The organism is Zhenpiania hominis, assembly GCF_014333425.1.
Taxonomy (GTDB): domain Bacteria; phylum Bacillota; class Clostridia; order Peptostreptococcales; family Anaerovoracaceae; genus Hominibacterium; species Hominibacterium hominis.
Genome location: NZ_JACRYT010000012.1, coordinates 54,338 through 79,094 on the forward strand (window position 1 = coordinate 54,338; position 24,757 = coordinate 79,094).

Annotated in this window: 25 protein-coding genes; 3 read left to right on the plus strand and 22 right to left on the minus strand. The window is 49.3% G+C overall.

What is annotated here, in order from left to right:
• Positions 1-44: 44 nt before the first annotated feature.
• The 9 genes from H9L42_RS11155 to murB all read right to left on the minus strand — a co-directional run bounded on the left by H9L42_RS11155 (position 45) and on the right by murB (position 7,151).
• Complete coding sequence (locus tag H9L42_RS11155) at positions 45-794, minus strand: ATP-binding cassette domain-containing protein (protein WP_187303472.1); 750 nt, start codon at positions 792-794, stop codon at positions 45-47.
• Between the two features lie 16 nt (positions 795-810).
• A complete protein-coding gene (locus tag H9L42_RS11160) occupies positions 811-1,713 on the minus strand; it encodes a glycine betaine ABC transporter substrate-binding protein (RefSeq protein WP_187303473.1) in 903 nt (300 codons plus the stop codon).
• A 1-nt stretch (position 1,714) separates the two neighbouring features.
• The gene (locus H9L42_RS11165; RefSeq protein WP_187303474.1) at positions 1,715-2,359 is read right to left on the minus strand and encodes an ABC transporter permease subunit; all 645 of its coding nucleotides are present in this window, start codon (positions 2,357-2,359) and stop codon (positions 1,715-1,717) included.
• 48 nt (positions 2,360-2,407) lie between these two features.
• On the minus strand, positions 2,408-3,016 hold the full coding sequence (locus H9L42_RS11170) for a 4Fe-4S binding protein (RefSeq protein ID WP_187303475.1): 609 nt from the start codon (positions 3,014-3,016) through the stop codon (positions 2,408-2,410).
• A gap of 275 nt (positions 3,017-3,291) precedes the next feature.
• Complete coding sequence (locus H9L42_RS11175) at positions 3,292-3,708, minus strand: acyl-CoA thioesterase (RefSeq protein WP_187303476.1); 417 nt, start codon at positions 3,706-3,708, stop codon at positions 3,292-3,294.
• 12 nt (positions 3,709-3,720) lie between these two features.
• The gene (gene whiA / locus H9L42_RS11180) at positions 3,721-4,662 is read right to left on the minus strand and encodes a DNA-binding protein WhiA (RefSeq protein ID WP_187303477.1); all 942 of its coding nucleotides are present in this window, start codon (positions 4,660-4,662) and stop codon (positions 3,721-3,723) included.
• 8 nt (positions 4,663-4,670) lie between these two features.
• Positions 4,671-5,519, minus strand: a complete 849-nt coding sequence (gene rapZ / locus H9L42_RS11185; RefSeq protein WP_187303478.1) for an RNase adapter RapZ — start codon at positions 5,517-5,519, stop codon at positions 4,671-4,673.
• Entirely contained in the window at positions 5,516-6,253 is a 738-nt protein-coding gene (locus H9L42_RS11190) for a PHP domain-containing protein (protein ID WP_187303479.1), read from the minus strand. Before H9L42_RS11190 ends, rapZ begins: the two co-directional genes overlap by 4 nt.
• On the minus strand, positions 6,231-7,151 hold the full coding sequence (gene murB, locus H9L42_RS11195) for a UDP-N-acetylmuramate dehydrogenase (RefSeq protein ID WP_187303480.1): 921 nt from the start codon (positions 7,149-7,151) through the stop codon (positions 6,231-6,233). Before murB ends, H9L42_RS11190 begins: the two co-directional genes overlap by 23 nt.
• Before the next feature lie 263 nt (positions 7,152-7,414).
• Here murB and H9L42_RS11200 point away from each other — a divergent pair, with 263 nt between their 5' ends.
• Positions 7,415-8,683 carry an argininosuccinate synthase gene (locus tag H9L42_RS11200; protein WP_187303481.1) on the plus strand — a complete coding sequence of 423 codons (1,269 nt, stop codon included), beginning with the start codon at positions 7,415-7,417 and terminating at the stop codon, positions 8,681-8,683.
• Complete coding sequence (gene argH / locus H9L42_RS11205) at positions 8,634-10,004, plus strand: argininosuccinate lyase (RefSeq protein ID WP_187303482.1); 1,371 nt, start codon at positions 8,634-8,636, stop codon at positions 10,002-10,004. The genes H9L42_RS11200 and argH overlap by 50 nt, the downstream gene beginning before the upstream one ends.
• Positions 10,005-10,051: 47 nt before the next feature.
• Here the strand turns inward: argH and H9L42_RS11210 are convergent, their stop codons facing one another.
• The 7 genes from H9L42_RS11210 to H9L42_RS11240 all read right to left on the minus strand — a co-directional run bounded on the left by H9L42_RS11210 (position 10,052) and on the right by H9L42_RS11240 (position 16,659).
• Positions 10,052-11,374: an ATP-binding protein gene (locus H9L42_RS11210; protein ID WP_243235757.1), complete on the minus strand. Its 1,323-nt coding sequence runs from the start codon at positions 11,372-11,374 to the stop codon at positions 10,052-10,054.
• A gap of 150 nt (positions 11,375-11,524) precedes the next feature.
• Entirely contained in the window at positions 11,525-12,895 is a 1,371-nt protein-coding gene (locus H9L42_RS11215; RefSeq protein ID WP_187303484.1) for an MATE family efflux transporter, read from the minus strand.
• On the minus strand, positions 12,861-14,012 hold the full coding sequence (locus H9L42_RS11220; protein ID WP_187303485.1) for an MraY family glycosyltransferase: 1,152 nt from the start codon (positions 14,010-14,012) through the stop codon (positions 12,861-12,863). The genes H9L42_RS11215 and H9L42_RS11220 overlap by 35 nt, the downstream gene beginning before the upstream one ends.
• 2 nt (positions 14,013-14,014) lie before the next feature.
• The gene (locus tag H9L42_RS11225) at positions 14,015-14,476 is read right to left on the minus strand and encodes a deoxycytidylate deaminase (RefSeq protein ID WP_187303486.1); all 462 of its coding nucleotides are present in this window, start codon (positions 14,474-14,476) and stop codon (positions 14,015-14,017) included.
• Complete coding sequence (truA, locus tag H9L42_RS11230) at positions 14,466-15,263, minus strand: tRNA pseudouridine(38-40) synthase TruA (RefSeq protein WP_187303487.1); 798 nt, start codon at positions 15,261-15,263, stop codon at positions 14,466-14,468. Before truA ends, H9L42_RS11225 begins: the two co-directional genes overlap by 11 nt.
• A gap of 13 nt (positions 15,264-15,276) precedes the next feature.
• The gene (gene yhbY, locus H9L42_RS11235) at positions 15,277-15,585 is read right to left on the minus strand and encodes a ribosome assembly RNA-binding protein YhbY (RefSeq protein WP_187303488.1); all 309 of its coding nucleotides are present in this window, start codon (positions 15,583-15,585) and stop codon (positions 15,277-15,279) included.
• Between the two features lie 372 nt (positions 15,586-15,957).
• Positions 15,958-16,659, minus strand: a complete 702-nt coding sequence (locus H9L42_RS11240) for a prepilin peptidase (RefSeq protein ID WP_187303489.1) — start codon at positions 16,657-16,659, stop codon at positions 15,958-15,960.
• Between the two features lie 182 nt (positions 16,660-16,841).
• Here H9L42_RS11240 and H9L42_RS11245 point away from each other — a divergent pair, with 182 nt between their 5' ends.
• A complete protein-coding gene (locus H9L42_RS11245; RefSeq protein WP_187303490.1) occupies positions 16,842-18,479 on the plus strand; it encodes an ATP-binding protein in 1,638 nt (545 codons plus the stop codon).
• Here H9L42_RS11245 and H9L42_RS11250 read toward each other — a convergent pair.
• From H9L42_RS11250 to H9L42_RS11275, 6 genes are read right to left on the minus strand one after another with little or no spacing between them, the layout of a single operon-like run.
• Entirely contained in the window at positions 18,461-19,090 is a 630-nt protein-coding gene (locus H9L42_RS11250; RefSeq protein WP_187303491.1) for a single-stranded DNA-binding protein, read from the minus strand. The genes H9L42_RS11245 and H9L42_RS11250 overlap by 19 nt on opposite strands.
• A 57-nt stretch (positions 19,091-19,147) precedes the next feature.
• Positions 19,148-19,594 carry a GNAT family N-acetyltransferase gene (locus H9L42_RS11255; RefSeq protein ID WP_187303492.1) on the minus strand — a complete coding sequence of 149 codons (447 nt, stop codon included), beginning with the start codon at positions 19,592-19,594 and terminating at the stop codon, positions 19,148-19,150.
• Positions 19,595-20,503: a YegS/Rv2252/BmrU family lipid kinase gene (locus tag H9L42_RS11260; protein WP_187303493.1), complete on the minus strand. Its 909-nt coding sequence runs from the start codon at positions 20,501-20,503 to the stop codon at positions 19,595-19,597.
• Complete coding sequence (locus tag H9L42_RS11265) at positions 20,496-21,782, minus strand: bifunctional folylpolyglutamate synthase/dihydrofolate synthase (RefSeq protein ID WP_187303494.1); 1,287 nt, start codon at positions 21,780-21,782, stop codon at positions 20,496-20,498. The genes H9L42_RS11260 and H9L42_RS11265 overlap by 8 nt, the downstream gene beginning before the upstream one ends.
• A gap of 11 nt (positions 21,783-21,793) precedes the next feature.
• Entirely contained in the window at positions 21,794-24,469 is a 2,676-nt protein-coding gene (locus H9L42_RS11270; RefSeq protein ID WP_187303495.1) for a valine--tRNA ligase, read from the minus strand.
• A gap of 3 nt (positions 24,470-24,472) precedes the next feature.
• Positions 24,473-24,649: a hypothetical protein gene (locus tag H9L42_RS11275; RefSeq protein ID WP_187303496.1), complete on the minus strand. Its 177-nt coding sequence runs from the start codon at positions 24,647-24,649 to the stop codon at positions 24,473-24,475.
• Positions 24,650-24,757 lie beyond the last annotated feature (108 nt).

Below are 24,757 nucleotides of genomic sequence, written 5' to 3' on the forward strand. Positions count from 1 at the left end.
TTTTCCTTTCTCTTTTTTTCTCAAAAACGCGGAAAATGCGGATTTTATTCCATCCGCAAATCCACTCCGCTTCCCGCTCTGGTCAGCTGCCGGACAAACTCGCTGGCGGGGCTGCGGTAAATGTTCCGCGGCGTATCGCTTTGCAGCGCCCTGCCCTGATCCATCACCAGCACGCGATCGCCCAGTTTCATGGCTTCCCGGATATCATGGGTGATAAAAACAATGGTGATGCCAAGCTCTTTGTGAAGCCTGAGAATTTCATCCTGCATCGCCTGTTTTGTAATTTCGTCCAGAGCGCCGAAAGGCTCGTCCATCAGAAGAATCCTGGCGTCAGCCGCAAGAGCCCGGGCGATCCCTACACGCTGCTGCTGCCCGCCCGAAAGCTCGTTTGGATACCGTTTCAGCATTTCTTCTTCCAGACCGACGGTTTTCAGCAGGCGAGCCGCGTTTTTCCGGTTTTCTTCTTTATTTTTTTTGCCGCTGATAACCGGCACATAGGTAATATTTTTCTCTACGGTCATATGGGGAAACAGTCCCTTGTTCTGAATCACATAGCCGATACGTCTCCGCAGGGCAATGGGGTCCGTCTGACTGATATCCGTCCCTTCCACCAGCACCCTTCCACGATCGGGCGTGTGCAGACCGTTTATCATTTTAAGCATGGTTGTCTTTCCGCAGCCGGACCTGCCGATTACGGTCAGAAATTCCCCCTCTTTTACCGACAGGCTGAAATCGTCCAGCGCTTTTCGTTCTCCGAAATACTTGTCTATATGTTCCAGTCGGATAATCTCCATAATCCTGTCCCCCGCTTTATTTTTCGATCAGACCCTTTGAAATCAGGAATTCTCTTGCCACATCCACATCTTCTTTTCCCTCGACTTCCACCTGGTAGTTGAGCTCCGCCATTTCCTGGTCTGTCAGAATTCCATCCATCAGCATCAAGGTATCTTCCAGTTCCGGATAATTTTCCAGGGCATCCTGCCGCACCACCGTCGAGCAGTAGTAGTTTACCTGCAGGTGTTTGTCATCTTCCAGAGGCTTCACATCGTCCCGGCTCAGCTGCGCGTCTGTGGTAAATCCATTGGTTACATCAATATCTCCATTCTGCATGGCTTTATATTTCAGCCCGATATCAATGTCCTTTACGTCTTTAAAATTGTAGCCGTAGGTTTCGCACAGTACGCCGAATCCGTCTTCCCGCTCAATATAGTCCGGGTTCCCGCCGAATACCAGCTTGTCCGATACGCGGGCCAGATCCGAACAGGTTTTCAGATTGTACTGATCTGCCACTTTGCTGCTGACCGCCACGGTAAAGGTATTGTTGAAGCCGTACTGGCCGACCCAGGTCATATCAAAGTTCTTCTGATATTCGCTTTTCAGCTTTTCAAACATTTCCTCATCGTCGACGCCTTCCGCCTTATGATCCAGTACCATGACCCAGCCGCTGGAGGTGTATTCCGGATACAGGTCGAATTCGCCCTTTTCCATGGCCGGCTGGATGTTATTGGTTCCGCCGCCGATTCCTTTGGTCAGCTCTACCTCATATCCCGCTTTTTCCTCGATCAGAATTTTGAGCATTTCGCCCAGAATATACTGCTCGGTCATCGGTTTTGTGGCAATTTTCACCGGCTCCTCCGACGCGCCGCCGCTGCATCCTGCCGCGGCCAGTACAAGAACCAGTGCCAGTATGATTGCTGTCATTCTTTTTTTCATTTTAATTCATCCGCCTTTTCTTCAGTTTCTTTTCCAGATGCCCCAGCAGAAGGTCGCTGATCAGCGCAATCAGCGCGATCAGGACGCTTCCCGCGAAGGTCAACGCTGTGTCGTATACGGTAATTCCCCTGTAAATAGCGACTCCCAGTCCGCCTGCCCCGATAAAGGAAGCGATTGCCGCTACAGAAATGGTCATGACCACCATATTCCGCACGCCGGCAATAATGACGCCCAGAGCCAGCGGCAGTTTGATGCGGGTCAGAATCTGAAATTCCGTGCTGCCCATGCCTCGTGCCGCTGTAATAATCTCTTCATCCACCCCTTTGATGCCCGCGTAAGTATTTCGTACCATGGGCATAATTCCGTAAATGGTCAGGGCAACCACCGCGGTTTTGTCGCCAATCCCCATAAATGGAATCAGCATGCCCAACAGGGAAATGGACGGGATTGTGTAAAACACATTGGCAATCCCCAGAACCGGCGGCGCTGCCTTTTCGCAGCGCGCGATCAGAATTCCCAGCAGCAGGCCGATGACGCCCGCCAGAAGGATCGCGATCAGGGACAGCAGAATATGTTCACAGATGAGCTGCCCGAACCATTCGCTCCGCTCCTGATAAAGCTGCGCCACTTCTTTCAAAAACTCCACGTTTCTACCCCTTTCCTGATTTTCTGCTATTATACTACCAGATCCCGCTTACGGGTGCAATCTCTTTATCGCTTCTGCCGGGCAGACCTCAAAGCAGGCGCCGCACTGCAGACAGTGAACCGGATCGATTTTATACGGCTCCCCTTCCGTAATACATTTCTGCGGGCAAACCGGGATACAGCTTCCGCAGCCGATGCAGTTTTTCTGAATCTCGAACCCCGCTTTTTCCTCACTGGCATTGTAAGAAAAAGTCTCCCGGTTAATCGGATAGTTGAGCAGGTCAAACCACTCTCCGCTGCCTTCGTAAATCAGGAACGCGTCCAGTATGTACCTGGTATCGCCCGGATAGACTTCATTCATACCCGGATTTTCCTCAAATACACGGTCCACCCATTTTTTATCGACCATTTTCACTTTCCCGGTGAATTTCAGGGACTGGCAGTCCGGACACATAGCGCTGAGAGCGACGCGTCCTGTGTCCACCAGCTGCTTGTAAAATGGTTTTCCCTTGGAAGTCACGATATACATTCCTTCGTCCGACGCGATCATGACATTGATAATCCTGCTCTGAGGTCTCCCCTGTTCATCCACGGTCGCCGCTGAGGCGATCTTTACCTTTCGAAACAAATCCACATAGTTTCTCGCTTTTTCGTTCATTGTGTTTTACCTCCCTTTCTGAGTCTATTATGCACCCCGCGAAAAAGTTTGTGAAGACCGCACTTTAAAGTGGGATAGGTACCCGGCGGTAACTTTTGGGCTAATGGACGATGATTCTTATGCGCTGACCATGCGGGAAATCCACGATACAATCAGGAAATATTTTTTGCTTATCTGAAAGCTATGGGGGCTCTCTGTAAAATTCGTACTCCAATTTCCCCATAGATCGCCGAAAACGCCCCCACAAAAACAGAAAACAGCCGGGATTTCTCCGGCTATTTCATCGCGTTTACCAGTTTTTCATATAGGTCCGGGAACTCTTTCTTCAGACGCAGCGGCCTTAAATCCGTATCCGTAACTCCATGGCTGCTGCTTCCCGTAACTTTCACCTCGCCGCTTTCCTTCCCCACGACCTCATAAGCGAGGTAGACGCTGGCGCCTTTTACTTTGTCAACCCAGGCGCGGATAAGCACCACCTCATCAAACACCGCGGGAGACTTATAGTCGCAGGCAACTCCGATGACCGGCATCCAGATCCCCATTTTTTCCAGCTTGGAATAAGGATAGCCGATGGTGCGGAGCATATCATTTCTCCCCATCTCAAACCAGCGAATATAATTAGAATGATGTACAATCGCCATAGCGTCGGTTTCTACATAGGCGACCCGGTGTTCCAGCTCAAACTTTCTCATAAAATCCTCCTTTTATAACTTGCCTGCCAGTTCCTCAATCTTGCGGAACCGGTTGTTAAGGCCTGATTTTTTCATAGGCGGGTCCATCATATCCGCCAGCTCCTGCAGGGTGGCTTCCGGGTTTTCCAGACGCAGCACCGCTACTTCCCTCAATTTGTCCGGCAAAAATGCCAGTCCCTTCGTTTCCTGAATCTTGCGAATCCAGGAAAGCTGTTTTTCCGCGGCTTTCAAAGTTTTATCAATATTAGCGTTGTCGCAGTTGTTGATGCGGTTAGCTTTGTTGCGGATTTCTTTTGTAATCCGCACATCCTCGAAAGCGAAAATCTGCGAGTGGGCTCCCATAATGGCCAGAATATCAATAATCTGTTCCGCTTCTTTCACATATACCGCGTAATTCTTCTTGCGGGCGGAAACTTTCGCGTGGAGATCCACAAAGCTGTTGATGAGCTTTTTCACATCTCCCGCCAGGATCTGGCTGCTGCAGCTGAATTCCAGATGATAGCTTTTTTCCGGATCCGTAATGGTTCCGGAAGCCAGAAAAATTCCCCGAAGGCACGCTTTTCTGCAGCATTTGGTCCGGATCAGCCCGTCATAAATACCATCGCTGATGTAATTCATCCCTTCTTTCACCATCAGAATTCCCGTCTCTCTGAGGATCTGTTCGCTCAGATTTTTCGGTCCTATGGAAAGAAGATAAGAGCGGCCTTTTTTCAGACCGCTTCCCTGTCCCACCGCAAGCTCCGCGTCGATCCCAAAGTATTCCTTCAGCATCCTTTTGTAATGCCTGGCCACTGCCGGGTGTTCCGTCGCTGTCACGATTTCAAATTTTCCGCCCCCCGCCAGCCGGATGCTCCCGCACATGCGGATAAATCCCGCGATTTCCGCCAGCATGCAGCACTTTTTTTCCGGTTCAACATGGGCGAGCTCATTTTTAGTATCTGCTGAAAATGACATGTTCTCTCCTATAAATCCCGATGTTCCACGGTAACGCGTTTTCCCTTCGCCCTCAGGCGATCCGCCATTTCATTGGCTGCCGAAACGGATCGGTGCTGTCCTCCGGTGCAGCCAAAAGCCAGATTCAAACTGTATTTCCCTTCCTTCATATAGTAGGGAATCAGATCCAGGAGCATCTTCTCGGTTCGATCCATGAAATCCCGGGCCACCTCCTGCTTCATAACGTAATCCCGCACCTTCTTGTTATTTCCGGTCAGGCTGCGCAGGGATTTTACATAGTACGGATTTGGAACAAACCGCATATCAAAGACCATATCCGCTCCAAGAGGCATGCCTCTTTTATAACCGAAGGACATCACATTAAGAACAAAGGTTTTCTCACTCTCCCCGGAGGTGATCAGATCCTTTACCTCCTCCCACAGGCGCGCCACCTTCATGTTGGAAGTATCAATAATATAGTCAGCCCGCGCCCTGAGATTTTTCAGCATTTCAGTCTCACGTTTCAGACCTTCCAGCGTACTCTCTCCCCTGGCCAGAGGGTGTTGTCTCCTTGTCTCGCTGTACCTGCGGATCAGTACCAGTTCCGAAGCTTCCAGGTATAAAATCTTATAGTTGATTCCGCTGGCCTCCAAATCCTCCAACGCCTTTTCCATATCCGCGAAAAGCTCGCCGCCTCTTACATCTACAGCAAAGGCCGCCTTTTCAATGGGGGTAGACTCACCCGCCGCAAGCTGGACAAAGCTCTTAATCAATGCCGGCGGCATATTGTCCACGCAGTAGTACCCCAGATCCTCCAGGCAGTTCATCGCCTGAGTCTTTCCTGCTCCCGATAATCCCGTTACAATGACTGTGTTCATTTCTTCTCCCTTAAATTCACAATTCTGGAAAGGTCCAGACCCGCTTCCTTCGCCCGTACCAATCCGCTTTCAAAATCTCCGACCCGCTCGGGGGAATGAGCGTCACTGCTGATAATAAACTGAGCGTCTGTCCGCGCCGCAATTTTAATCTCTTCTACGGTCAGGTGCGGATGCCTCGTATTGATTTCCATCAGCGTATCTGTATCCGCGCACGCTTCCGCGATGGGAAGGATGTCAAAGGGACCCTTGTCCCCGGGATGGGTAAGGATGGAAATGTCGTTTTCATACAGGGCTTTGATTACCATATCGGTATTTTTTGTTTTCAGCCGCTTTTCTCCCAGCTTCAGTCCATGCCCCCAGATCCAGTTGGAGATACTGTAACACCCGGGGATGCCGTAATGATACCCCGCGATTACGAAATCATACTGATCATACTCTTCCGGCGTTACGTCCAGATGATTGCCGTTTTTTACAATGTTCGCCTCCACGCTCAGACGGATCTGAATCTGCGGGTATTTTCGGTTCAGAGCCTCAATTTCCTCCCGCATCTTTGGCACGTCTTCCCGTTTTATGCCGTAAAACCGGTGTCCCGGTCCGTGATCGCTAATAGCGATATGGGACATCCCCTTTGCAATCGCCGCCTTTACATTATCTTCAATGCTCCCCGTCCCATGGGAATAAATCGTATGGGTGTGGAGATCATATCCCATCTCATATTTCTTTGTCTTCTCCAATGATTCTCACCTCCGGCTCCAGTTGAACGCCAAATTTATCTAAGACAGTTGCCTGTACAATTTCCATAAGCTGTATAATCTCCGTTGCCGTAGCGGCGCCGTTATTTACAATAAATCCGCTGTGAAGAGGCGAAACCTGGGCGTCCCCCACCGAAAGCCCCTTAAGCCCCGCGTCCTGGATCAGCTTTCCCGCGAAATACCCTTCTGGCCGCTTGAAAAAGCTTCCCGCGCTGGGCAGAGAAACCGGCTGCTTGGCGTTTCTCTTTGCCGCCAGCTCCTTCATTTCTCTGCCAATCGCCTCTTTATCTCCTTTTTTTAACTGCAGCACCGCTTCCAGCACCAGATCTCCGGTTTCGTGAAGCACGCTGTGACGATATCCCAGCTGCAGTTCGCCGCAGCTGAGGGTATATTCCCGGCTGCCGTCCTTTTCCAAAATTCTGGCTTCCTTGATAATATGCGACATTTCTCCGCCGTAAGCGCCCGCGTTCATAAAAACCGCGCCCCCCAGACTCCCCGGAATGCCGCTGGCAAATTCAAAACCGGTCAGCTCCGCCGAAAGAGCCGCTCTGGCAACCGAGGACATCAGCGCGCCGCATCCCACGGTCAGAATCTCTCCTTCCGCGCGGATTTCCCCGAAAGCTTCCCCCAGCTTAAGAATCACGCCCCGGTAGCCGCCATCCCGCACCAGAATATTCGAGCCGTTCCCCATGACCATGCAGGTCTTTCCTGAATCCGCCAGTATTTTAAGCACCTCCCGCAGCGCCCGCACGCTCCGCGGCATTACGAGAAGCTCTGCTCTGCCTCCCGCGCGAAAGGAAGTGAATCGCCTCATATCACAATCCTCGATCACAGATCCCGCCCCGGCGGCATACTCGATCCGCTCCTTCAAAGTTGTCATTTCCCTGCCCCTCCTTCTTTTCCAATCATCCAATTTATTATATACGGAAGTCTCCGTTTTCAGACAGCCGCGCGCACCTTTGCGCCTGCAAATTCATTTTACAACAATTATACATTAAAGTCTTTATCTTTTTGTGGATTTTTTACAAAAATAGGGTTGATTTTTCAGACCTTTGTTGTATAATTAACCTATGTTTTAAATTTTTATTCATCACGTGAATTAAATATTCATTTCCATAAGGAAGACAAAAGGGAGGAAACAAAATGGCAAAAGAAAAAGTAATACTTGCCTATTCGGGTGGACTTGACACTTCGATTATTATGACATGGCTGAAAGAGAACTACGACTACGACGTAATCGCGGTCTGCTGCAACGCCGGACAGAAAGAGGACTTCGCGGCGATTGAGAAAAAAGCGCTGGCAACAGGCGCGAGCAAAGCGATTACCGTTGATATGCGGGAAGAGTTCATTACCGATTTTATCTGGCCGACATTGAAAGCCGGCGCAGTTTATGAAAACGAATATATGCTGGGAACCTCCATGGCAAGACCTCTGATGGCCAAAAAGCTGGTGGAAATCGCGCAGCAGGAAGAGGCCTTCTATATCGCTCACGGCTGCACAGGTAAAGGAAATGACCAGGTTCGATTTGAAACTACCATTAAAGCGCTGGATCCGGCCATCAAAATTATCGCTCCATGGAGATTCTGGGATTTTGAGTCCAGGGAAGATCTGCTGGAATACGCCAAATCCCACAACATTCCGATTAACCAGAGTGAAGCGAAGATTTACAGCCGCGATGAAAACATCTGGCACATCAGCCACGAGGGCGGCGAGCTGGAAAATCCCTGGAACGAACATTACGACACCATCCACGTTCTTTCCGTACCTCCGGAAAAGGCTCCGGACAAGGTGACCTATGTGGATATTGATTTCGAAGCCGGCGTCCCGGTAGGACTGGACGGGGAAAAAATGGGACCCATCGAACTGCTGACAAAGCTCAACGAACTGGGAAGCGTCAACGGCGTCGGTACCGCCGACATTATTGAAAACCGCCTGGTGGGAATGAAGTCCCGCGGCGTGTATGAAACTCCGGGAGGAACCATCCTTTTCGCGGCTCACTCTGCTCTGGAAAAACTGATCTTAGACAGAGATACGACTCAGTACAAATATATTGTAGCGCAGAAATTCGCGCAGCTGGTTTACGACGGCCTGTGGTTTACCCCTCTGCGGGAAGCCATCTCCGCTTTTGTGGACGAAACCCAGAAGCTGGTTACCGGAACAGTTAAAATGAAGCTTTACAAGGGAAGCGCCACCGCGGCGGCCCGCAAGTCCCCGAATTCCCTGTACAGCGAAGAATTCGCTACATTCAGCAAGGATGAAGTTTACAACCAGAGCGACGCGGACGGTTTTATCAACCTCTTCTCACTGCCTCTGAAGATCCGCGCAATCCAGAAACAGAACAAAGAAGGAGGAGCAAAACCGCATGAAACTTTGGAAAGGAAGGTTCTCAAAGGCGGCGACTTCGTCCGCTGACGAGTTCAACGCCTCTATCGAATTCGACCAGAGGCTGTACAAAGACGATATTAAAGGAAGCATCGCTCACGCGACCATGCTGGGACGCCAGGGAATCATTCCCCAGGCGGACGCGGAGCTGATTGTCAAAACCTTGAAAGAAATCGAAGCCGACATTGACGCCGGTAAGGTGGAATTCACCATTGAATCGGAAGATATCCATATGAATATCGAAACGATCCTTACCGAGCGCATCGGTGAAGCCGGCAAAAAGCTTCATACTGCCCGCAGCCGTAACGACCAGGTGGCGGTGGACATCCGGCTCTATCTGAAAGATGAAATTGCCGAAATCGAGAAACTGCTTTCCGCCCTCATGGACACCCTTGTGACCCTGGCGGAAAAGCACCAGGATACGGTAATGCCGGGATATACCCACCTGCAGAGAGCCCAGCCTGTCACCCTGGCCTATCATCTGCTGGCCTACTACCAGATGTTTAAGCGGGATTCCTCCCGTTTCGCGGATTGCCTGGATCGGATGGATTATCTTCCTCTGGGCTCCGGCGCTCTGGCGGGAACCACCTATGATACGGATCGGGAGTTTCTTGCCAGCGAACTGGGATTTAAGGGCGTCTGCCCCAATGCCATGGACGCGGTGGCGGATCGGGACTTCGCGGTGGAATTTATCAGCTGCTGTTCCATCACTATGATGCACCTGTCCCGCTTCTGTGAGGAACTGATTCTCTGGAGCTCTGTAGAATTCAGCTTTGTGGAAATTGACGACGCCTATTCCACAGGAAGCAGCATCATGCCGCAGAAAAAGAACCCGGACATGGCGGAACTGATCCGCGGTAAAACGGGAAGAGTCTACGGCGATCTGATGAGCCTGCTGACGATTATCAAGGGGCTTCCCCTTGCCTACAACAAAGATCTGCAGGAAGACAAGCTTCCGGTCTTTGACGCGGGGGATACGCTGAAAGCATCGGTAAATATCTTTACCGAAATGATCGCCACCATGAAAGTAAAGGAAGAAAACATGGAGCGGGCGGCAAAATACGGCTACATGAACGCGACCGACGCCGCTGACTACCTGGTGACAAAAGGAATTCCTTTCCGTGACTGTCACGAAATCATCGGAAGAATTGTCCTGTACTGCATCAATAAAGGAATTGCCATTGAAGAAATGTCCATGGAGGAATTCAAATCCTTCTCCGGTCAATTTGATATGGATATTTACGACAAAATCGCCATCCGCAGCTGTATCAAAGCAAAGCGCTCCCAAGGCTCTACGTCTTTTGACAGCGTAAAGCAGCAGCTTGCGGATATTAAAAAAGCGGGTAAGTAAACCCTCCCTCATAAAAACCCCCGAACCCTTTTCAGGTTCCGGGGGTTTTACATAGTATCAGGTTCCTTGAGAAAGTCTTTCAGCCTCCAAATAAGATACAGAGGAATACTATATGTTTTGGTTCCCTCTACCTCGTGTACACCTGTATTCCTCATGGAGAACTTGAAACCATATTTCGGATGATAGGTTCTGCAGTACTGGCGGTAACTTTTTGCCCGTGTATTTAGTTCCGCTTTCGCTTCTACTGGAACAATTTCATCTTCATATTCAAATAAAAAGTCCAGTTCAGCCGTATTGCCGGATCGCCAGAAGTACGGATGAATTCGTTGATTGAGCAACTCTGTCAGCACAAAATTTTCTGTAAAAGCCCCTTTAAAATTTCTGTACATTTCCGTGTTTTCCATGATCGTTTTATAAGAAACACCTGATTTTCTGCGGAGCAGTCCCACATCGGACAGGTACACTTTAAAAAAAGAAGCATCCGCGCAAAACGAAAGAGGCAGTTCCGGCTGAGAAACCAGTTCCAGCTTATACACCAGTCCGGCATCAACAAGCCATTCAAGAGCATCTTCCAGTTCGCTCGAACGTTTTCCCTTTTTCACATGGGAAAAAATAAATTTATGATTATCCTTCGCAAGCTGTTTGGGAATCGACTCCCAAATCCAACTCAGTTTCGGAATATCCGTTTTCGGAGCATGCTTTGCGAAATCACTGCTGTAGTCCTGCAGAATATTATCCTGCAGTCTTTCCACTTCTGTGATATTATGGGTTTCCACCCATTTTGCGGCGACTTCCGGCATTCCTCCCACAATATAATAATATTTTAGAGCTTGTTCCAGCCTGTTTGTATAAAGCTCAGGGAGACTCCGATCAAGACGGTAATTCCGGACGCCTTCATACAGTGCCTCCTGCCCGTCCGCCCGTAAAAATTCTGAAAAAGAAAGTGGGTACATCTGTAGACGCTCCACTTTTCCTACGGGAAATGAAATCTGTTCTCGTTTAATTGCCACACCCAGAAGAGAACCTGCACATAAAATATGTAGCTCCCGCTTATTCTCACAAAAATACTTTAGCGATGTAATCGCACTGGGACACGCCTGTATCTCATCAAAGATTACAAGAGTTTTTCCTGGTATAATTTTCTTTCCTTGTATAATATTCCCAAGTTCATCAAGAATTCGGTCCACATTAAAATCATACTCGAATACCGACGCCAGTCCTTTATTGCCTTCAAAATAAAAATACGCGACATCTTCAAAATAACGGCTTCCAAATTCTTTGCAAAGATAGGTCTTTCCGCACTGTCGTACACCGGTCAGCAGCATTGGCTTCCTGTCATCGGAGTCCTTCCAATCTACCAACCTTCTCATAATATCCCGTTCCAAGCTCCATCATCCCCATTTCACTATCAATCGTAGTATACTCCTAATGTATCACTTTATTCACAGGAAAGCAACTTTTTGTTTTGCGTTTTTCATAGGAACTTTTTCAAAAAAATTGCGTTTTTCATAGGAACTTTTTCATTCTGAAATCACATTTTTCACCCATTTTTTCGAGAAGAACCGTTTGGTAACCGCGATTCCTTTGACCACATCCTCCAGTTTCACTGCCAGAACCGCGAAGTAAATCGGCCACTGCAGAACCAGCGCGGTCAGAAAGGCCACCGGTACGCCGACACACCATACAGCCAACACTTCCGCCAGCATGGCGAATCTGGTATCTCCGCCGCAGCGCAGAACGCCGGTCACATTCACCGCGTTATAAACAGTAAGCCACATCGTACATCCATATACGATCAGAATTAACAGAGCAAAATGGGCTCCCCGATCCGTAAACTCGAAGAGACTTAACAGCGGCTTTCCGAAAACAATCAGCAGACCTCCCGCGGCAAGACCGATCACCAGTCCGATTTTGACCATTTTTTTCGCGAGCTGATACGCGTAATCCAGCTTTCCTTCGCCCAATTTTTGCCCCACCAGAATCAGGGTAGCGTCGCCGATACTGAAAGCTGCCATAATGAAAAGGTTATTGATGGTACTGCAAGCCTGAACCGCCGCGCCTTCCGTTACGCCGATGCGGGCAAAAGCCGCCACATATAGAGACGTTCCCAGTCCCCACATAGTTTCGTTGATCGTTGTCGGTACCGCGTTTTTTACGATTTTAACGGCAGACGACTTTGTATAGCTGAAAAATTCCCGAATCGGACCGCAAAGCTTATTTTTACGCCCAAACACCATATAAAGAATCAGTGACATTTCAAGTCCCCTGGCAATCATCGTCGCCAGCGCCGCACCAGCGACGCCCAGTTTTGGAGCGCCCCAACTGCCGAAGATCAGCAGGTAATTCAAAAAAGTATTGGTCAAAAACGCCGCTCCGCTGATATAAAGCGGGAGCCTCGTCTGCTGAGTCGCCCGCAGCGCTGAAGTGAAAGGAACCGTCACCGCGGTAAACAGAAAAGCGGGCGCGCAGGCGCGAACATAACCGCTGCCCAGTTCGATAATTTCCGGAAACCGGGTAAAAATCCGCAGCACATAGTGGGGAAAAATCAGGGCAGTCAGAAAAAACAACATACTGACGCTGACCGTAACCGTAAGGGCAAATCCTACCGTCTTCCGGATATTGTGAAAATCCTTCACACCGAAATACTGCGCCATAAACGTAGCCGTTCCGCTGGTGAACCCATACAAAAGCATCCAGTGGACAAAATAGAACTGTACAGAGACGCCCACCGCATTGAGTTCCGCTTCTCCAAGGCTTCCCACCATAAGATTGTCTACCAGATTGAGAGATGAGCCGATGAGGCTTTGCAGCGCAATCGGAAGCGCTACAGCCGCCATCGTTTTTAACAGCGATTTATTATTGATCGTATTCAGAGTTGCTTCCTTTTTCATTCAAATGTTCTTCTTTCCGATGTTTTTTCTCTTTATTCTCCCTTTCTTCCTGTTTTCGGATATTTACCGCATTAATCTCCACTTTCTTGTTGCTGGTATCTGAAAGCAGCACGTATAACAGCATGATCACAATCGCGAGAAGCCCCAGGCAATCCACCATGAGCTCTCTGCTGTACTCTACCGCGACTACCCCCATAATCGCGCTGATACAATACATAATCATCACCGATCTGCGCTGTCCGAACCCTGCCCGCATGATACGATGATGCAGATGCTCTTTATCCGCTACTACAATGGACTGTTTCTTTAAGATCCTCCTGAGAATCGCGAAAGCGGTATCAAAAATAGGCAGTCCCAGTACCAGCGTCGGAATCGCCACTGATACCACGGTTACGCTTTTTACCGGCTGAATCAGGGAAAAGGTAGCCAGGCAGAATCCGAGAAACTGCGACCCGCCGTCCCCCATAAAAATTTTCGCGGGATGGAAGTTATATGGGAGAAATCCCAACGCGCCGCCGGCGATGGTAAGCATGGCGGTAGCCGCCACATAATGTCCGTGTATATAGCCTGCATACGCGATACAAAGGGACGCAATCGCCGTAATTCCGGCGGCAAGTCCGTCCAGGCCGTCTACCAGATTGATGGCGTTTGTAATCGCCACAATCCAGAAAATCGTTAAGATAAACGTTGCAACATTGCTCATAACGATGTCGCTTCCCTCCAAAAAACGGCTGACAAATTCCAGACGGATTCCGGAAGCGTAAACAATGCACGCGCAGATAAACTGCCCCAGGAATTTAAACTTGGGACTGATATCCCGCAAATCATCAATTACTCCGAACAGATAGATCAGCGCTCCTCCAATGAGAATCCCTCCGATATTTTTGTCCGGAATAAAAGCCGGCATAATAAAAATCAGCGTTGCCGCCATAATTCCGATGAACATTGCCATTCCCCCAAATCTGGGAATGGGTTTGCAGTGCACTCTTCTTTCATCCTTTGGAATATCCATGGCTCCGATTTTCGGCGCCAGCCAGATGGCCAGCGGCGTAAATAAAAGCGCCAACACAAAGGACGTAAGAAAAGACGCCCATAAAACAAAATAATTGACCTCCACGGTTACTGATCTCCTAACATTACGATTTTCAATCCGGCTTCTGCCAGAATATCGACAGACATCTGATCGGGATATCCTTCTTTTACCACAATTCTCTTAATCCCCGCATTGATAATCATCTTCGCGCAGATGATACACGGCTGGTTGGTAATATAAATCGTAGCTCCCTCGATGCTGTGTCCCAGGGTAGCTGCCTGAATAATCGCGTTTTGTTCCGCGTGAAGCGCTCTGCACAGTTCATGCCGCTCACCCGAAGGAATGCCCAGCTGCTGGCGAAGGCATCCGCCTTCCCGCTGTCCGCAGTGTTCCAGCCCCCGGGGAGCTCCGTTATATCCTGTAGCTATAATATGTCTGTCCTGAACGATTACCGCGCCAACCTGTCTGCGCAGACAGGTTGAGCGCTTTGCCGTCAGGATTGCCATTTCCATAAAATACTCGTCCCATCCAGGCCGTTCATCCATCATATCCTGGTACCTCCTGTAATTCATAGTACACCTCCATCAGATAAAGCCCCTGGGGCGGCGCCGTATGTCCGGCGTTCTGCCTGTCTCTGCCGCGAATCACAGAGTCCATTGACATCGGAGTCCGCTTTCCCAGACCTGTCTCCACTAACGTTCCTGTTATAATTCTCACCATATTATATAAAAATCCGTCGCCTGTCACACGGATAGAAATATCTTCTCCCCTCCGAAGGACATCGGTCTTGTAGATCGTGCGTACGGTTGTTTCCCTCTCCGTACCTCCGGATGCCTGAAAGCACTGAAAATCATGGGTTCCCTCAATTCTGGAAGCCGCAAGGCGCATTGCCTCTTCATCCAGCGGTTCCCGAATCGCGTAGCAGTAGTTGCGCAGAAACAGATCCGGCTCCTTAGAGTTGTGTATTTTGTAAAGATAGGTTTTTCCCTTTGCGTTAAAACGGGCATGAAAATCCGCCGGCATCTCCCGGACCTCTTTAATCCGGATCGGTCCGGTTGCCATCTTCCCTTTCATTGCTCCGGCGATCCGGTTGTTTACCGCCAGCGCAAGCTTGTCCGTTGGAATTCCGAATTCACCTGAAAAACTTGCCCGTTGACCATACGCGTGAACCCCCGCGTCCGTCCGGCTGGTTCCGTTTACCTGAATTTTTTTACCCAGAACCGCGCTGAGCGCATCTTCCAGAGTTCCCTGAATCGTAGGAACCCCGGGCTGCCTCTGCCATCCAAAAAAACCGGTGCCGTCGTATTCGATTGTCAGCAGAAAATTCCGTTCCATGCCTCATCCTTTCTCAGGCTTTCGGAAGAACAATCTGTTTTCCCTTCTTTTTTTGTTCCTCCGACGCCCTGTAAAGGACGAACTTATGGCCAATCGCCTGTACAAACTCCGCGTTTAACTCTTCCGCCAGCTGATTGGCCGTTTCTTTTGGCGAAAGCTCGCATCCTTCCTGCAGCTTTACCTTCACCAGTTCCCGCGACTCAAACCCGGTTACCAGTTCCTTTTTTATATTCTCAGTCAGACCGCCTTTTCCTAAAAAAACAGTTGGCTCAAGACGATGGGCCAGCTTTTTCAGAAAACTCCTCTGTTTACCTGTTAACATTCAAACTCTCCCTTTAACTTCCTTCTATTTTATCCCCTGCCTGTGAAAGCCCTGTGAAATCCGACCCGCCCTAAATGAAACCCGCTGCTTCGCGGAACGGATCCCCCTCTTTGTATCCACCTGCCGCAAAATCAGCGTTCTGGATACAAAACTTCCCCATTCAGGCAGTCATCTTCTCGGAAAATCCCGAAAACACATCCAAATCCTCCACTTTCAAACCCACAATCCCATAACTTTTGTATCCACTCCGCAAAAAACAACCTCTCAGGATACAAGCCCCTTCCTTTCCATCCGCGCAAAGCCTCCGCAGAATCCAGGACCCTCCGAGGACAAGTTGCCGGAGTGAAACCTCTTCTCTATTATATATGAAATCTACATTTTTACAAGCAAAGGCCAGACAATTACCACATAAAAAATCCCGGCGCCGCAGATATACGGCCCCAGCGGCACCATATCCTCCTTTTTGATTTTCCGCATCAGCAGCAGAACCGAAAAAATAACCGCGCTTCCTACGGCCGATAAAACCAGCACCCACAGCGTCCCCCGAAAACCAAGGGCCAGCCCTGCCGCCGCAAATAATTTTACATCGCCGAATCCTAAAGTTTCCTTTTTCAGAATCAATTTTCCAATCAGAGCGGAAGCAAGCATCACCCCACCGCCCAGCAGCATCCCCCACATCGGCTGCAGAAAACTGCTGTGGAAAGGAATAAATCCCAGCGCGGAAATCGCCGTCAGAATAACAAACTGATCCGGAATGATCCCGTACTTTTTATCCGCTAATCCGATTTCAAGCAAAGCCCAGCAGAAAACAACCGCCGCCGCGGCAAAGGCCCAGTCTTCGATTACAAGGCGAATCCCTCCCGCCATAAAAAATCCGGAAAACACCCACTTCCACGGAACCCCCTTCACCCGTTGCTGATGCGGATCCTCCAACGCTTCATCCGGCTTCTGACCGTAATCACACAGCCACTGCGCCGGGATCTTATTAAAGATATAGACGGCCGCGTGACCCGCGAAAATTCCGACAACAACAGCTCCGCAGATCTTCGCCAGAAGTATTATCATATCCAGCATGTTCCCAATCTCCTTTTTCCTTTTCTTTTTCCTTGTGTCCCTCCATTCTACCAATATCGACAAAATACCTCAAGAGGTTTCTTTAAACTCGGAATTTGTCGAAAATCTCATGTGGATTTTTGTCTTTTTTCCTTTTAAAATCTACTTAAATAGAAATTTATCAGAGAATTGGGGGTATTATTATGTTGGGAGAACGACTGACGATTTTAATTTTTTTGCTCTTTTCCGCACTGATTGCCAGTGGTCTGTGGATCCTGAAAAACATCCATACTATGAAAAAACAGAAACAGCATTCCGCCTTGGTGATAGAAAACATGAAGCAGCAGCTTTCCCATCAGATAGAGGAGGTTCAATTTCACCGGAAAGCAAAAGAGGCTCTGTTGTCCAGCCTGTCCCATGAACTGCGAACACCGCTGAATGCCATTGTCGGATTGAATCATATTCTGGAGGAGTCGGAACTCAGTGATCGACAGAAAGAAATTGTGTCGAAAATTCAGTCATCTTCCGATCATCTTACGTCGCTGCTCAATGACATTCTTGACTTTTCCATGTTAAAAAGTGAAAAACTGACGTTGAATCCTTCCCGGTTCCGTCTGAAAGATTTTTTGGACAACCTTGCCGCGCAATATGTACCGAAGGCAGATACCAAGGGGATCCGTCTCTTAACAGACTACCAGTTTGATCCGGATCTCTGTCTGCGTCTTGATCCTGTACGTCTGGAACAGGTTCTGTCAAACCTTCTCAAAAATGCGCTGCAATTTACCGATACCGGTTTCATCCGGATCCACGTCCATGTTTTAAAAGAATTTTCGGATACCGCCACCCTAAAATTCGCGGTAGAAGATACCGGCGTAGGTCTGCGCGGGGAGGATCTGAGCGACATTTTCACGGAATTTCATCCTGCGGAAGGCAACCTTACCAAAACGCATCCGGGTTCAGGGTTGGGACTTCCCATCTGTCGCTTGCTGATTGAACGCATGGGTGGAGCTATCTGGGTAGAGAGCAAAAAAGATCTTGGCTCCACCTTCTTTTTTACCATAACCGCGTCCCGAAGCTATCATGCCTGTGAAAGCGACAGCCATCTTGCCCCGATCCTGCACGGCCATGGGGAACGGGTACTTGTTGTGGAGGATACACAAATCAATTACGATGTTGTGGAAGAACTTCTGTCCAAAGCCGAAATCCGGTGTGATCACGCGCCATCCGGACTGGCAGCGCTTAATCTATGTGAAAAAAGAGGACCTTCCTACTACAAGGTCATTCTTATGGACATTCATATGCCCATAATGGATGGTTATGAGACTTGCCGAAAACTCAGAGAAATGGGAATCGAAACGCCAATCATCGCTCTGACCGCCACAAATATAACTCAGGAAGTCCTGGACAGACATGGTCATCTGTTTGAGTCGTTTATTATTAAGCCCTTTCGCTATACCCAGCTTTACCGCGCGCTGCGCCCCTTTATCGAAGAGGTTCCCCTTCCGGAAGCTAATTTTTCTCCGGAAGATCCTTATGCCGGGAAAGATATAGCGATTGAAAATCTGGGAGGCAGCAATGCTCTTTATGAAAAGCACTTAGCTAAATTTAAACAGAATTATGCCGCGGCAGGGAAAAGTTTGGAGCTTCATCTGACCTCAGGAGACAGAACCGAAGCCAAAATATTGGCCCACTCTGTAAAAGGACTCGCCGGAACTCTCGGACTTACTTATCTTGCGCGTTCCGCTGAGGCTCTGGAATCTGCAATTAACAATGGAGAGCAGGATCTGAATTCGGAAATAGCCGCGTTTCAGGATCGGCTCGCTCAGGTTGTAGAAGGCTGAAGTTCCTCCATGCGAACGACGGAAACTTCATAGGCTACTTTTGTACATACTTCTCCATCATCGCTTCGTTTTTTATATTCTCTGCTTTGAATCCGACCCTCGATCAGCAGCTTGCACCCCACTTCAAGCTCTCCCCCGTAGGCGGCGTTTCTCCCCCAGGCAATGCAGGGAATATAATCGGATTTATTATACATTCGGTTTACAGCCAACATAAGATCGCAGATTTCCCTTCCAAGCGGAGATGTTCTCCGGATCGGTGGTTTGCAGACAAAGCCTTCCAGGCAAATTTGATTTTCATGGGGGCGTTCTGCCTCCAGAAGTTCCAGTTCTCGGACAAATACAACCACATTCAGATGATTTTTTCCGTCTTTTTCCTGATTATATGTCCGGACCTGCCCTACTATTTTTACAATCCTTCCTGGTTTGATTTCCATATTTCCAATTAGCCGTTCGGATATCATCAGCCTTATATCATCCTCATATCCGCTCTTGCGCAGTATTCCCACCAGTAGAATGTAAAAAGCTTCCCCATAAGTTTTGTGGCTGAATTCCAGTTCGGACAGGACTTTTCCAATAAGCCGAGCACTGTTTCCTTCCAGAATCTTTTCCATAAAAAATCCCCCTAAAGCAAAGTATCTCTAAAATATATTGCTTTTGGGGGATAATTATTACTGAAAATCCAGTTTCATCACTTCCGGATGGCAGTTCTTTCCATACTGCGGACAGGTCAGACATTCGAAAAAGTTGGGAGCGTCCTCCCTCGCCACAGTCTGAAATCCATTCTTACGGAAAAACTCCGGCGCGCGCGCCACCAGGTAAATGCTGGTTCCACCTCTTGACAAGGTTTCCTCTATGGCTTTATCTAAGAGGATCTTTCCGATTTTCAGCTTCCGGTAAAGCTTTTCAACCGCGATTCCGTCAATGATGAACTCACCTTCCCGTTTTGCCAGAACCAAAGCTGCAATCAGATGTCCGTCCTCGCCATGAGTAACCTGCCAGCATTTCACCAGATCCGTAGGCACCGGTTCTTCTTCCGAAAATTCCAGCTCATTTTCAATGAAGAAGGGTACCAGTTTTTCATAGTCTTTTGTTTCACTCATTCTGAAATTAATCATTTATATATCGTCCACCTCCGTAAAAATTCTCAGACGGTTGTGAAGGATGCTGAATTCCAGCGGGAACGGCTCTCCCTTCTCTCCGTCGATATCCGTTGAAATATTATCCTCACTTTCAATCCGCAGATGATCCGTCTGAAACGTCAGTACATGCTTGCTCTTGGAATGGTTCCCGTGAATGACATTAAAGAGCAGCGGTCCCAGTTCCAGAATCGGCATTTTCCGGAATAAAATCACATCCATCATGCCGTCGTTAATCTCCGATTCCGGCGAAATTCTCTTGAAGCCGCCCGCGGAAATTCCGTTCATCACGACCATAAAATACATTTCTTCTTCATAAGTCATATCGTCTGTGATAAGCTTTACTTTATGTGCTCTCAGATTCGGCACTTCCGTAACCGCTTTGAGGTAATAGGCCATGACGCCGATGGTATTCTTCAGGTTCGGATCCGTCTTCTGGCTGACATCAATCAAAGCTCCCATCGCTGCCACGTTAACGAAATAGCGATCGTTTACCTGTCCTACATCCGCGTTGGTAAAATGCTCTCCAAGCGCGATATCGATCATCTTATCCATATCATTTGGAATTTCAAAATAATAGGCAAAGTCATTTGCTGTACCTGCCGGAAAAATCGCCAACGGCAAGTTAATATTATGTCTTATCATAGCATTGACGCAGATGTTGATCGTCCCATCTCCTCCTGCCGCGATAATCTGTCTGTATTCATCCTGATTCATATTGGACAGCGCTTTGTTGATCGCCATGCCCTTTGCCGCCCGGATCGGCTCAATCTGATAGCCCGCGGTCTGGAAACGATCGATGATATGGTCCAGATTATTCTTGAACAACCCGTTTCCGGAATGGGGATTGTAGAACAGCAGAACTTTTTTCGCTTCTTTTTCACACATGATTTAAAATCTCCTTTACACTTCCTATCAGATATAATGACCCGGCAAACAGCACAACCTCCGGTTCGGATTTATGGCTCCGAGCCATCCGCACTGCCTGTCCGGCGCTTTCGGCGATTTCACACGCCGCGCCTTTTTCCTTCAGAATCCGCGCCAGTTCCCGCGCCGGCAGCTTCCTCGGGTTATCCGGTTCCGCCGCAATGAACTGATCCGTAATCTCGCAAAATGAATCGGTAATTTTATCGATCTCTTTATCAGCCAGCATTCCGACAACCATCAGGATTCTGCGTTCCGGAAAACAACGCTTCATAGTTTCCCGAAGAGCCTCCGCTCCCGCGGCGTTATGGGCGCCGTCCAGAATCAGATACGGCTCCTCCCCCGCAATCTCGAATCTTCCCGGCTGTCTGGCTTTCTCCATTCCCCGGTACAGGTTATCCCGATGGACGTTTATCAGTCCTTTTTTCCGCAGAATTTCCAGAGCCAGAAGGGCGGTCTTGGCGTTTTCCACCTGGTGTTTTCCCGCCATGCAAATACGCACGCCGCTGTAATCTGTGCCGTAGATTTCCATATCAAAAGAACTTCCCCCCGCGGTTTCCTCCCAGACAGCATACCGCAGCTTTGTGGCGTCATACAGCACGCACCCCTTCTGGTAAGCGATCCTTGCGATCACCGCCGCTGCTTCCCGTTGATCAACATTGGAAACGACCGGAACGCCGTCTTTTATGATTCCGGCCTTCTCCCCCGCGATTTCTTCCAGGGTGCTGCCCAGGCGATCCATGTGATCGTAAGAAATGGAAGTAATAATGCTGATCAGCGGCTTTTCCACCACATTGGTGGAATCCCCTCTGCCTCCCAGCCCCACCTCCAGAATCACAAAGTCCGCTTTTTTCTCCGCGAAATAAAGGAAGGCTATGGCGGTGATAACTTCAAATTCCGTGGGGGAATCCGCTCCTTCCCGAACCATTTCTTCCGCTTTTTCCAATACTTTCCGGCTGCATGACTCCAGGTCTTCATCGGAAATCTCCTGTCCGTCAAACTGGATCCGTTCGTTAAAGCGCCGGATAAAGGGTGAAATATAAAGTCCCACCCGATATCCGTTTTCCTGAAGGGCTTCGTAAAGGTACCGGCAGACCGACCCCTTGCCGTTAGTCCCCGCCACATGAATGGCCTTTAAATCCCGGTGCGGATTCCCCAGCTTTGCAAGAAGGATCTCCATTCGCTCCAGTCCCAGAACGCTTCCAAATCGTTCAAATTCGTGTATTCGTTTTATCGCGTCCATAGCACCCCGCCTTACAGCTTTCGCTCTACGGTTGCCAGCTGTTCACAGACTTTCGCCAGCATTTCTTCATATTTGGCCATTTTCGCTTTTTCTTCGTTTACGACTTTCTCCGGCGCTTTCTTCACAAACCCTTCGTTGGAAAGCTTTCCTTTTACTCGCTTTACTTCGCCTTCCAGCTTTTTCTTTTCCTTGGTCAGCCGTTCAAACTCCGCTTTATAATCCACCAGATCATCCAGCGGAATAAAGAGTTCCGCCCCGTTTATAACCGCGGACATGACATCTTCCGGTACATCGCTCTTTTCTTCCGTAAAGGTAATGTCCGTAATATTCGCCAGCTTTTTGATATAGCGTTCCGCTGCCTGAATCGTATCCATGGAGTGGCCCTTCGCCAGAATCACGGCTCGCAGCTTTCTGCTCGGCGCGGCGTCCGCTTCCGCCCGGATATTCCGGATGCTGCGGATCGCGTCCATAGCCATGTTCAGCTTTTCCACCTCTTCCGGGAATTCGAAAGCGTTCTCATAAACCGGCCAGTGGTCTTTCATCAGGAAATGATCCGGATTCTCTTCCGATGCTGCCTCTTTTGGAAGATATCCCCAGATTTCCTCTGTAATATACGGCATAAACGGATGGAGCATGCGGAGCATGTCTTTGAGGGCTCTGACAAGAACAGATCTCGCAACAGCCTTGTCCTCTTCATCCTCACCATAGAGCCGTCCTTTTACGATTTCAATGTACCAGTCGCAGTATTCGTTCCAGATCAACTCGTAAACCCGCTGGCCCGCCAGAGCCAGATCGAATTTTTCCATGGTTTCTGTCATATACTTCGCCGCGTCGTTCACTCTCGAAAGGATCCATTTATCCTCATCCTGCAGCGCGCCTTCTTTCATTGGCAGGAAGTTTCCGTCCTCGTCCTGCAAGTTCATAATTACAAACCGGGAAGCGTTCCACAGCTTGTTGGCGAAGTTTCTGGCGCTTTCCAGCCTGTCCTCTTTAAAGCGCATATCGTTGCCCGGCGTGATTCCGGTTGTGAGCATAAAGCGCAGAGCGTCAGCCCCGTACTGATCGATGATTTCCAGCGGATCAATGCCGTTTCCCAGAGATTTGCTCATTTTGCGGCCTTCCGCGTCTCTCACAAGCCCATGGACATACACATATTTAAACGGCGCTTTCCCTGTGGTTTCCAGCGCGGAAAAGACCATGCGCACAACCCAGAAGAAAATAATATCGTAGCCCGTAACCAGCACATCTGTCGGGTAAAAATACTTCAGATCTTCGGTTTCCTCCGGCCATCCCAGGGTGGAGAAAGGCCACAGGGCGGAAGAGAACCAGGTATCCAGTACATCCTCGTCCTGTTTCAGGTTGGTGCTCCCGCATTTCGTACAGGTTTCCGGCGCGTGCTCCGCTACGATAATCTCTCCGCAGTCCTGGCAGTACCACGCCGGAATCCGGTGTCCCCACCACAGCTGACGGGAAATGCACCAGTCACGGATCTCTTCCAGCCAGTGAAGATACGTCTTTTCAAACCGCTCCGGCACATGCTTCAGTTCCCCCTTTTTAGCGACTTCGATGGCCGGTTTTGCCAGCTCTTCCATTTTTACAAACCACTGATCCGACAGCATCGGCTCGATAACCGTGCCGCAGCGGTAACATTCGCCTACCGGAATCACTTTGTCTTCCGTCTTTACCAGATACCCCGCCTCTTCCAGATCCGCGATCCAGGCCTTCCGGCATTCGTACCGATCCATACCTTCGTATTTGCCCGCCAGGCTGTTCATGGTCGCGTCTTCGTTGATGCAGCAGAGGCTTTCCAGGTTCTGTCTCTGTCCCACTTCAAAGTCGTTGGCGTCATGGGCCGGCGTAATCTTAACGGCGCCGGTTCCTTTTTCCGGATCCGGATACGGGTCTGCCACAACCGGAATTTCTCTTCCCACAAGAGGCAGAATGACCTTTTTCCCGACCAGATCCTTGTACCGCTCATCTTCCGGATGAACCGCGATGGCCACATCCCCGAACATAGTTTCCGGTCTTGAGGTGGCAACCACAACGCCTTCCCCGCCGTCCGCCGCCGGATAGCGAAAATACCAGTACTTGCCGTTTTTATCTTCATGCTCCACTTCCGCGTCGGAAAGAGATGTCCCGCATTTCGGGCACCAGTTGATGAGCCGGTTGCCCCGGTAAATATATCCCTTTTCATATAATTTTACAAAGAAATGGTTCACCGCCCTGTTGCAGCCCTCATCCATGGTAAAGCGTTCCCTGCTCCAGTCGCAGGAATCTCCCAGCTTTCGGCACTGCTTTGTAATTTTTCCGCCGTAAATCCGCTTCCAGTCCCAGGCGCGCTTCAGAAATTCTTCCCGCCCGATGTCTTCTTTTTCCAGGCCTTCATCCTGCCTCAGTTTTTCCACAACCTTTACTTCGGTGGCGATGCTGGCATGATCGCTGCCCGGAAGCCACAGGGCGCTGTACCCCTGCAGTCTCTTAAAACGGGTCAATACGTCCTGAAGTGTCTGGTCCAGAGCGTGCCCCATGTGAAGCTGCCCTGTAATGTTCGGAGGCGGCATCACAATCGTAAAGGGTTTTTTATCCGGATCGCGCTCTGCTCGGAATGCTCCCTTTTCTTCCCACATCTGATAGATGCGGTCTTCAAAATCCTTCGGATTATAGGTTTTCGCAAGATTTTTGCTCATATATCATTCTCCTTTTCCTTCGTGATTCACAGTATAAAAAAACCGTCCTTTTCTACAAAGGACGGAAAGTTCCGCGGTACCACCTTTTTTCCGGTCGTCTTCGCGCAGGGGAACAGGGTCCACATCTGCCCGGACGATTCCGGCTCTCATTTCCCGATAAGACTCCAAAGCAACCTTCAAAAACTGTTTCCCTTAAAGGCCTCTCAGCCGCGGACCTTCTCTCTGGCAAGGACTGGTTTTCTACTCCTCTTTTTCAGCGTCTTGTATGAAATTGCATAGAACTAGTTT

What these genes read in the sequence shown, in the direction of transcription:
- whiA (WP_187303477.1), bottom strand. Translation starts at nt 4,662, where the DNA reads ATGTCATTTTCAGCAGATACTAAAAATGAGCTCGCCCATGTTGAACCG.
- H9L42_RS11155 (WP_187303472.1), bottom strand. Translation starts at nt 794, where the DNA reads ATGGAGATTATCCGACTGGAACATATAGACAAGTATTTCGGAGAACGA.
- yhbY (WP_187303488.1), bottom strand. Translation starts at nt 15,585, where the DNA reads ATGTTAACAGGTAAACAGAGGAGTTTTCTGAAAAAGCTGGCCCATCGT.
- H9L42_RS11250 (WP_187303491.1), bottom strand. Translation starts at nt 19,090, where the DNA reads ATGGAAAAGATTCTGGAAGGAAACAGTGCTCGGCTTATTGGAAAAGTC.
- H9L42_RS11245 (WP_187303490.1), top strand. Translation starts at nt 16,842, where the DNA reads ATGTTGGGAGAACGACTGACGATTTTAATTTTTTTGCTCTTTTCCGCA.
- H9L42_RS11265 (WP_187303494.1), bottom strand. Translation starts at nt 21,782, where the DNA reads ATGGACGCGATAAAACGAATACACGAATTTGAACGATTTGGAAGCGTT.
- H9L42_RS11260 (WP_187303493.1), bottom strand. Translation starts at nt 20,503, where the DNA reads ATGTGTGAAAAAGAAGCGAAAAAAGTTCTGCTGTTCTACAATCCCCAT.
- H9L42_RS11200 (WP_187303481.1), top strand. Translation starts at nt 7,415, where the DNA reads ATGGCAAAAGAAAAAGTAATACTTGCCTATTCGGGTGGACTTGACACT.
- H9L42_RS11210 (WP_243235757.1), bottom strand. Translation starts at nt 11,374, where the DNA reads ATGAGAAGGTTGGTAGATTGGAAGGACTCCGATGACAGGAAGCCAATG.
- H9L42_RS11175 (WP_187303476.1), bottom strand. Translation starts at nt 3,708, where the DNA reads ATGAGAAAGTTTGAGCTGGAACACCGGGTCGCCTATGTAGAAACCGAC.
- H9L42_RS11170 (WP_187303475.1), bottom strand. Translation starts at nt 3,016, where the DNA reads ATGAACGAAAAAGCGAGAAACTATGTGGATTTGTTTCGAAAGGTAAAG.
- truA (WP_187303487.1), bottom strand. Translation starts at nt 15,263, where the DNA reads ATGGAACGGAATTTTCTGCTGACAATCGAATACGACGGCACCGGTTTT.
- H9L42_RS11240 (WP_187303489.1), bottom strand. Translation starts at nt 16,659, where the DNA reads ATGCTGGATATGATAATACTTCTGGCGAAGATCTGCGGAGCTGTTGTT.
- H9L42_RS11255 (WP_187303492.1), bottom strand. Translation starts at nt 19,594, where the DNA reads ATGATTAATTTCAGAATGAGTGAAACAAAAGACTATGAAAAACTGGTA.
- H9L42_RS11215 (WP_187303484.1), bottom strand. Translation starts at nt 12,895, where the DNA reads ATGAAAAAGGAAGCAACTCTGAATACGATCAATAATAAATCGCTGTTA.
- H9L42_RS11225 (WP_187303486.1), bottom strand. Translation starts at nt 14,476, where the DNA reads ATGATGGATGAACGGCCTGGATGGGACGAGTATTTTATGGAAATGGCA.
- H9L42_RS11160 (WP_187303473.1), bottom strand. Translation starts at nt 1,713, where the DNA reads ATGAAAAAAAGAATGACAGCAATCATACTGGCACTGGTTCTTGTACTG.
- murB (WP_187303480.1), bottom strand. Translation starts at nt 7,151, where the DNA reads ATGACAACTTTGAAGGAGCGGATCGAGTATGCCGCCGGGGCGGGATCT.
- argH (WP_187303482.1), top strand. Translation starts at nt 8,634, where the DNA reads ATGAAACTTTGGAAAGGAAGGTTCTCAAAGGCGGCGACTTCGTCCGCT.
- rapZ (WP_187303478.1), bottom strand. Translation starts at nt 5,519, where the DNA reads ATGAACACAGTCATTGTAACGGGATTATCGGGAGCAGGAAAGACTCAG.
- H9L42_RS11270 (WP_187303495.1), bottom strand. Translation starts at nt 24,469, where the DNA reads ATGAGCAAAAATCTTGCGAAAACCTATAATCCGAAGGATTTTGAAGAC.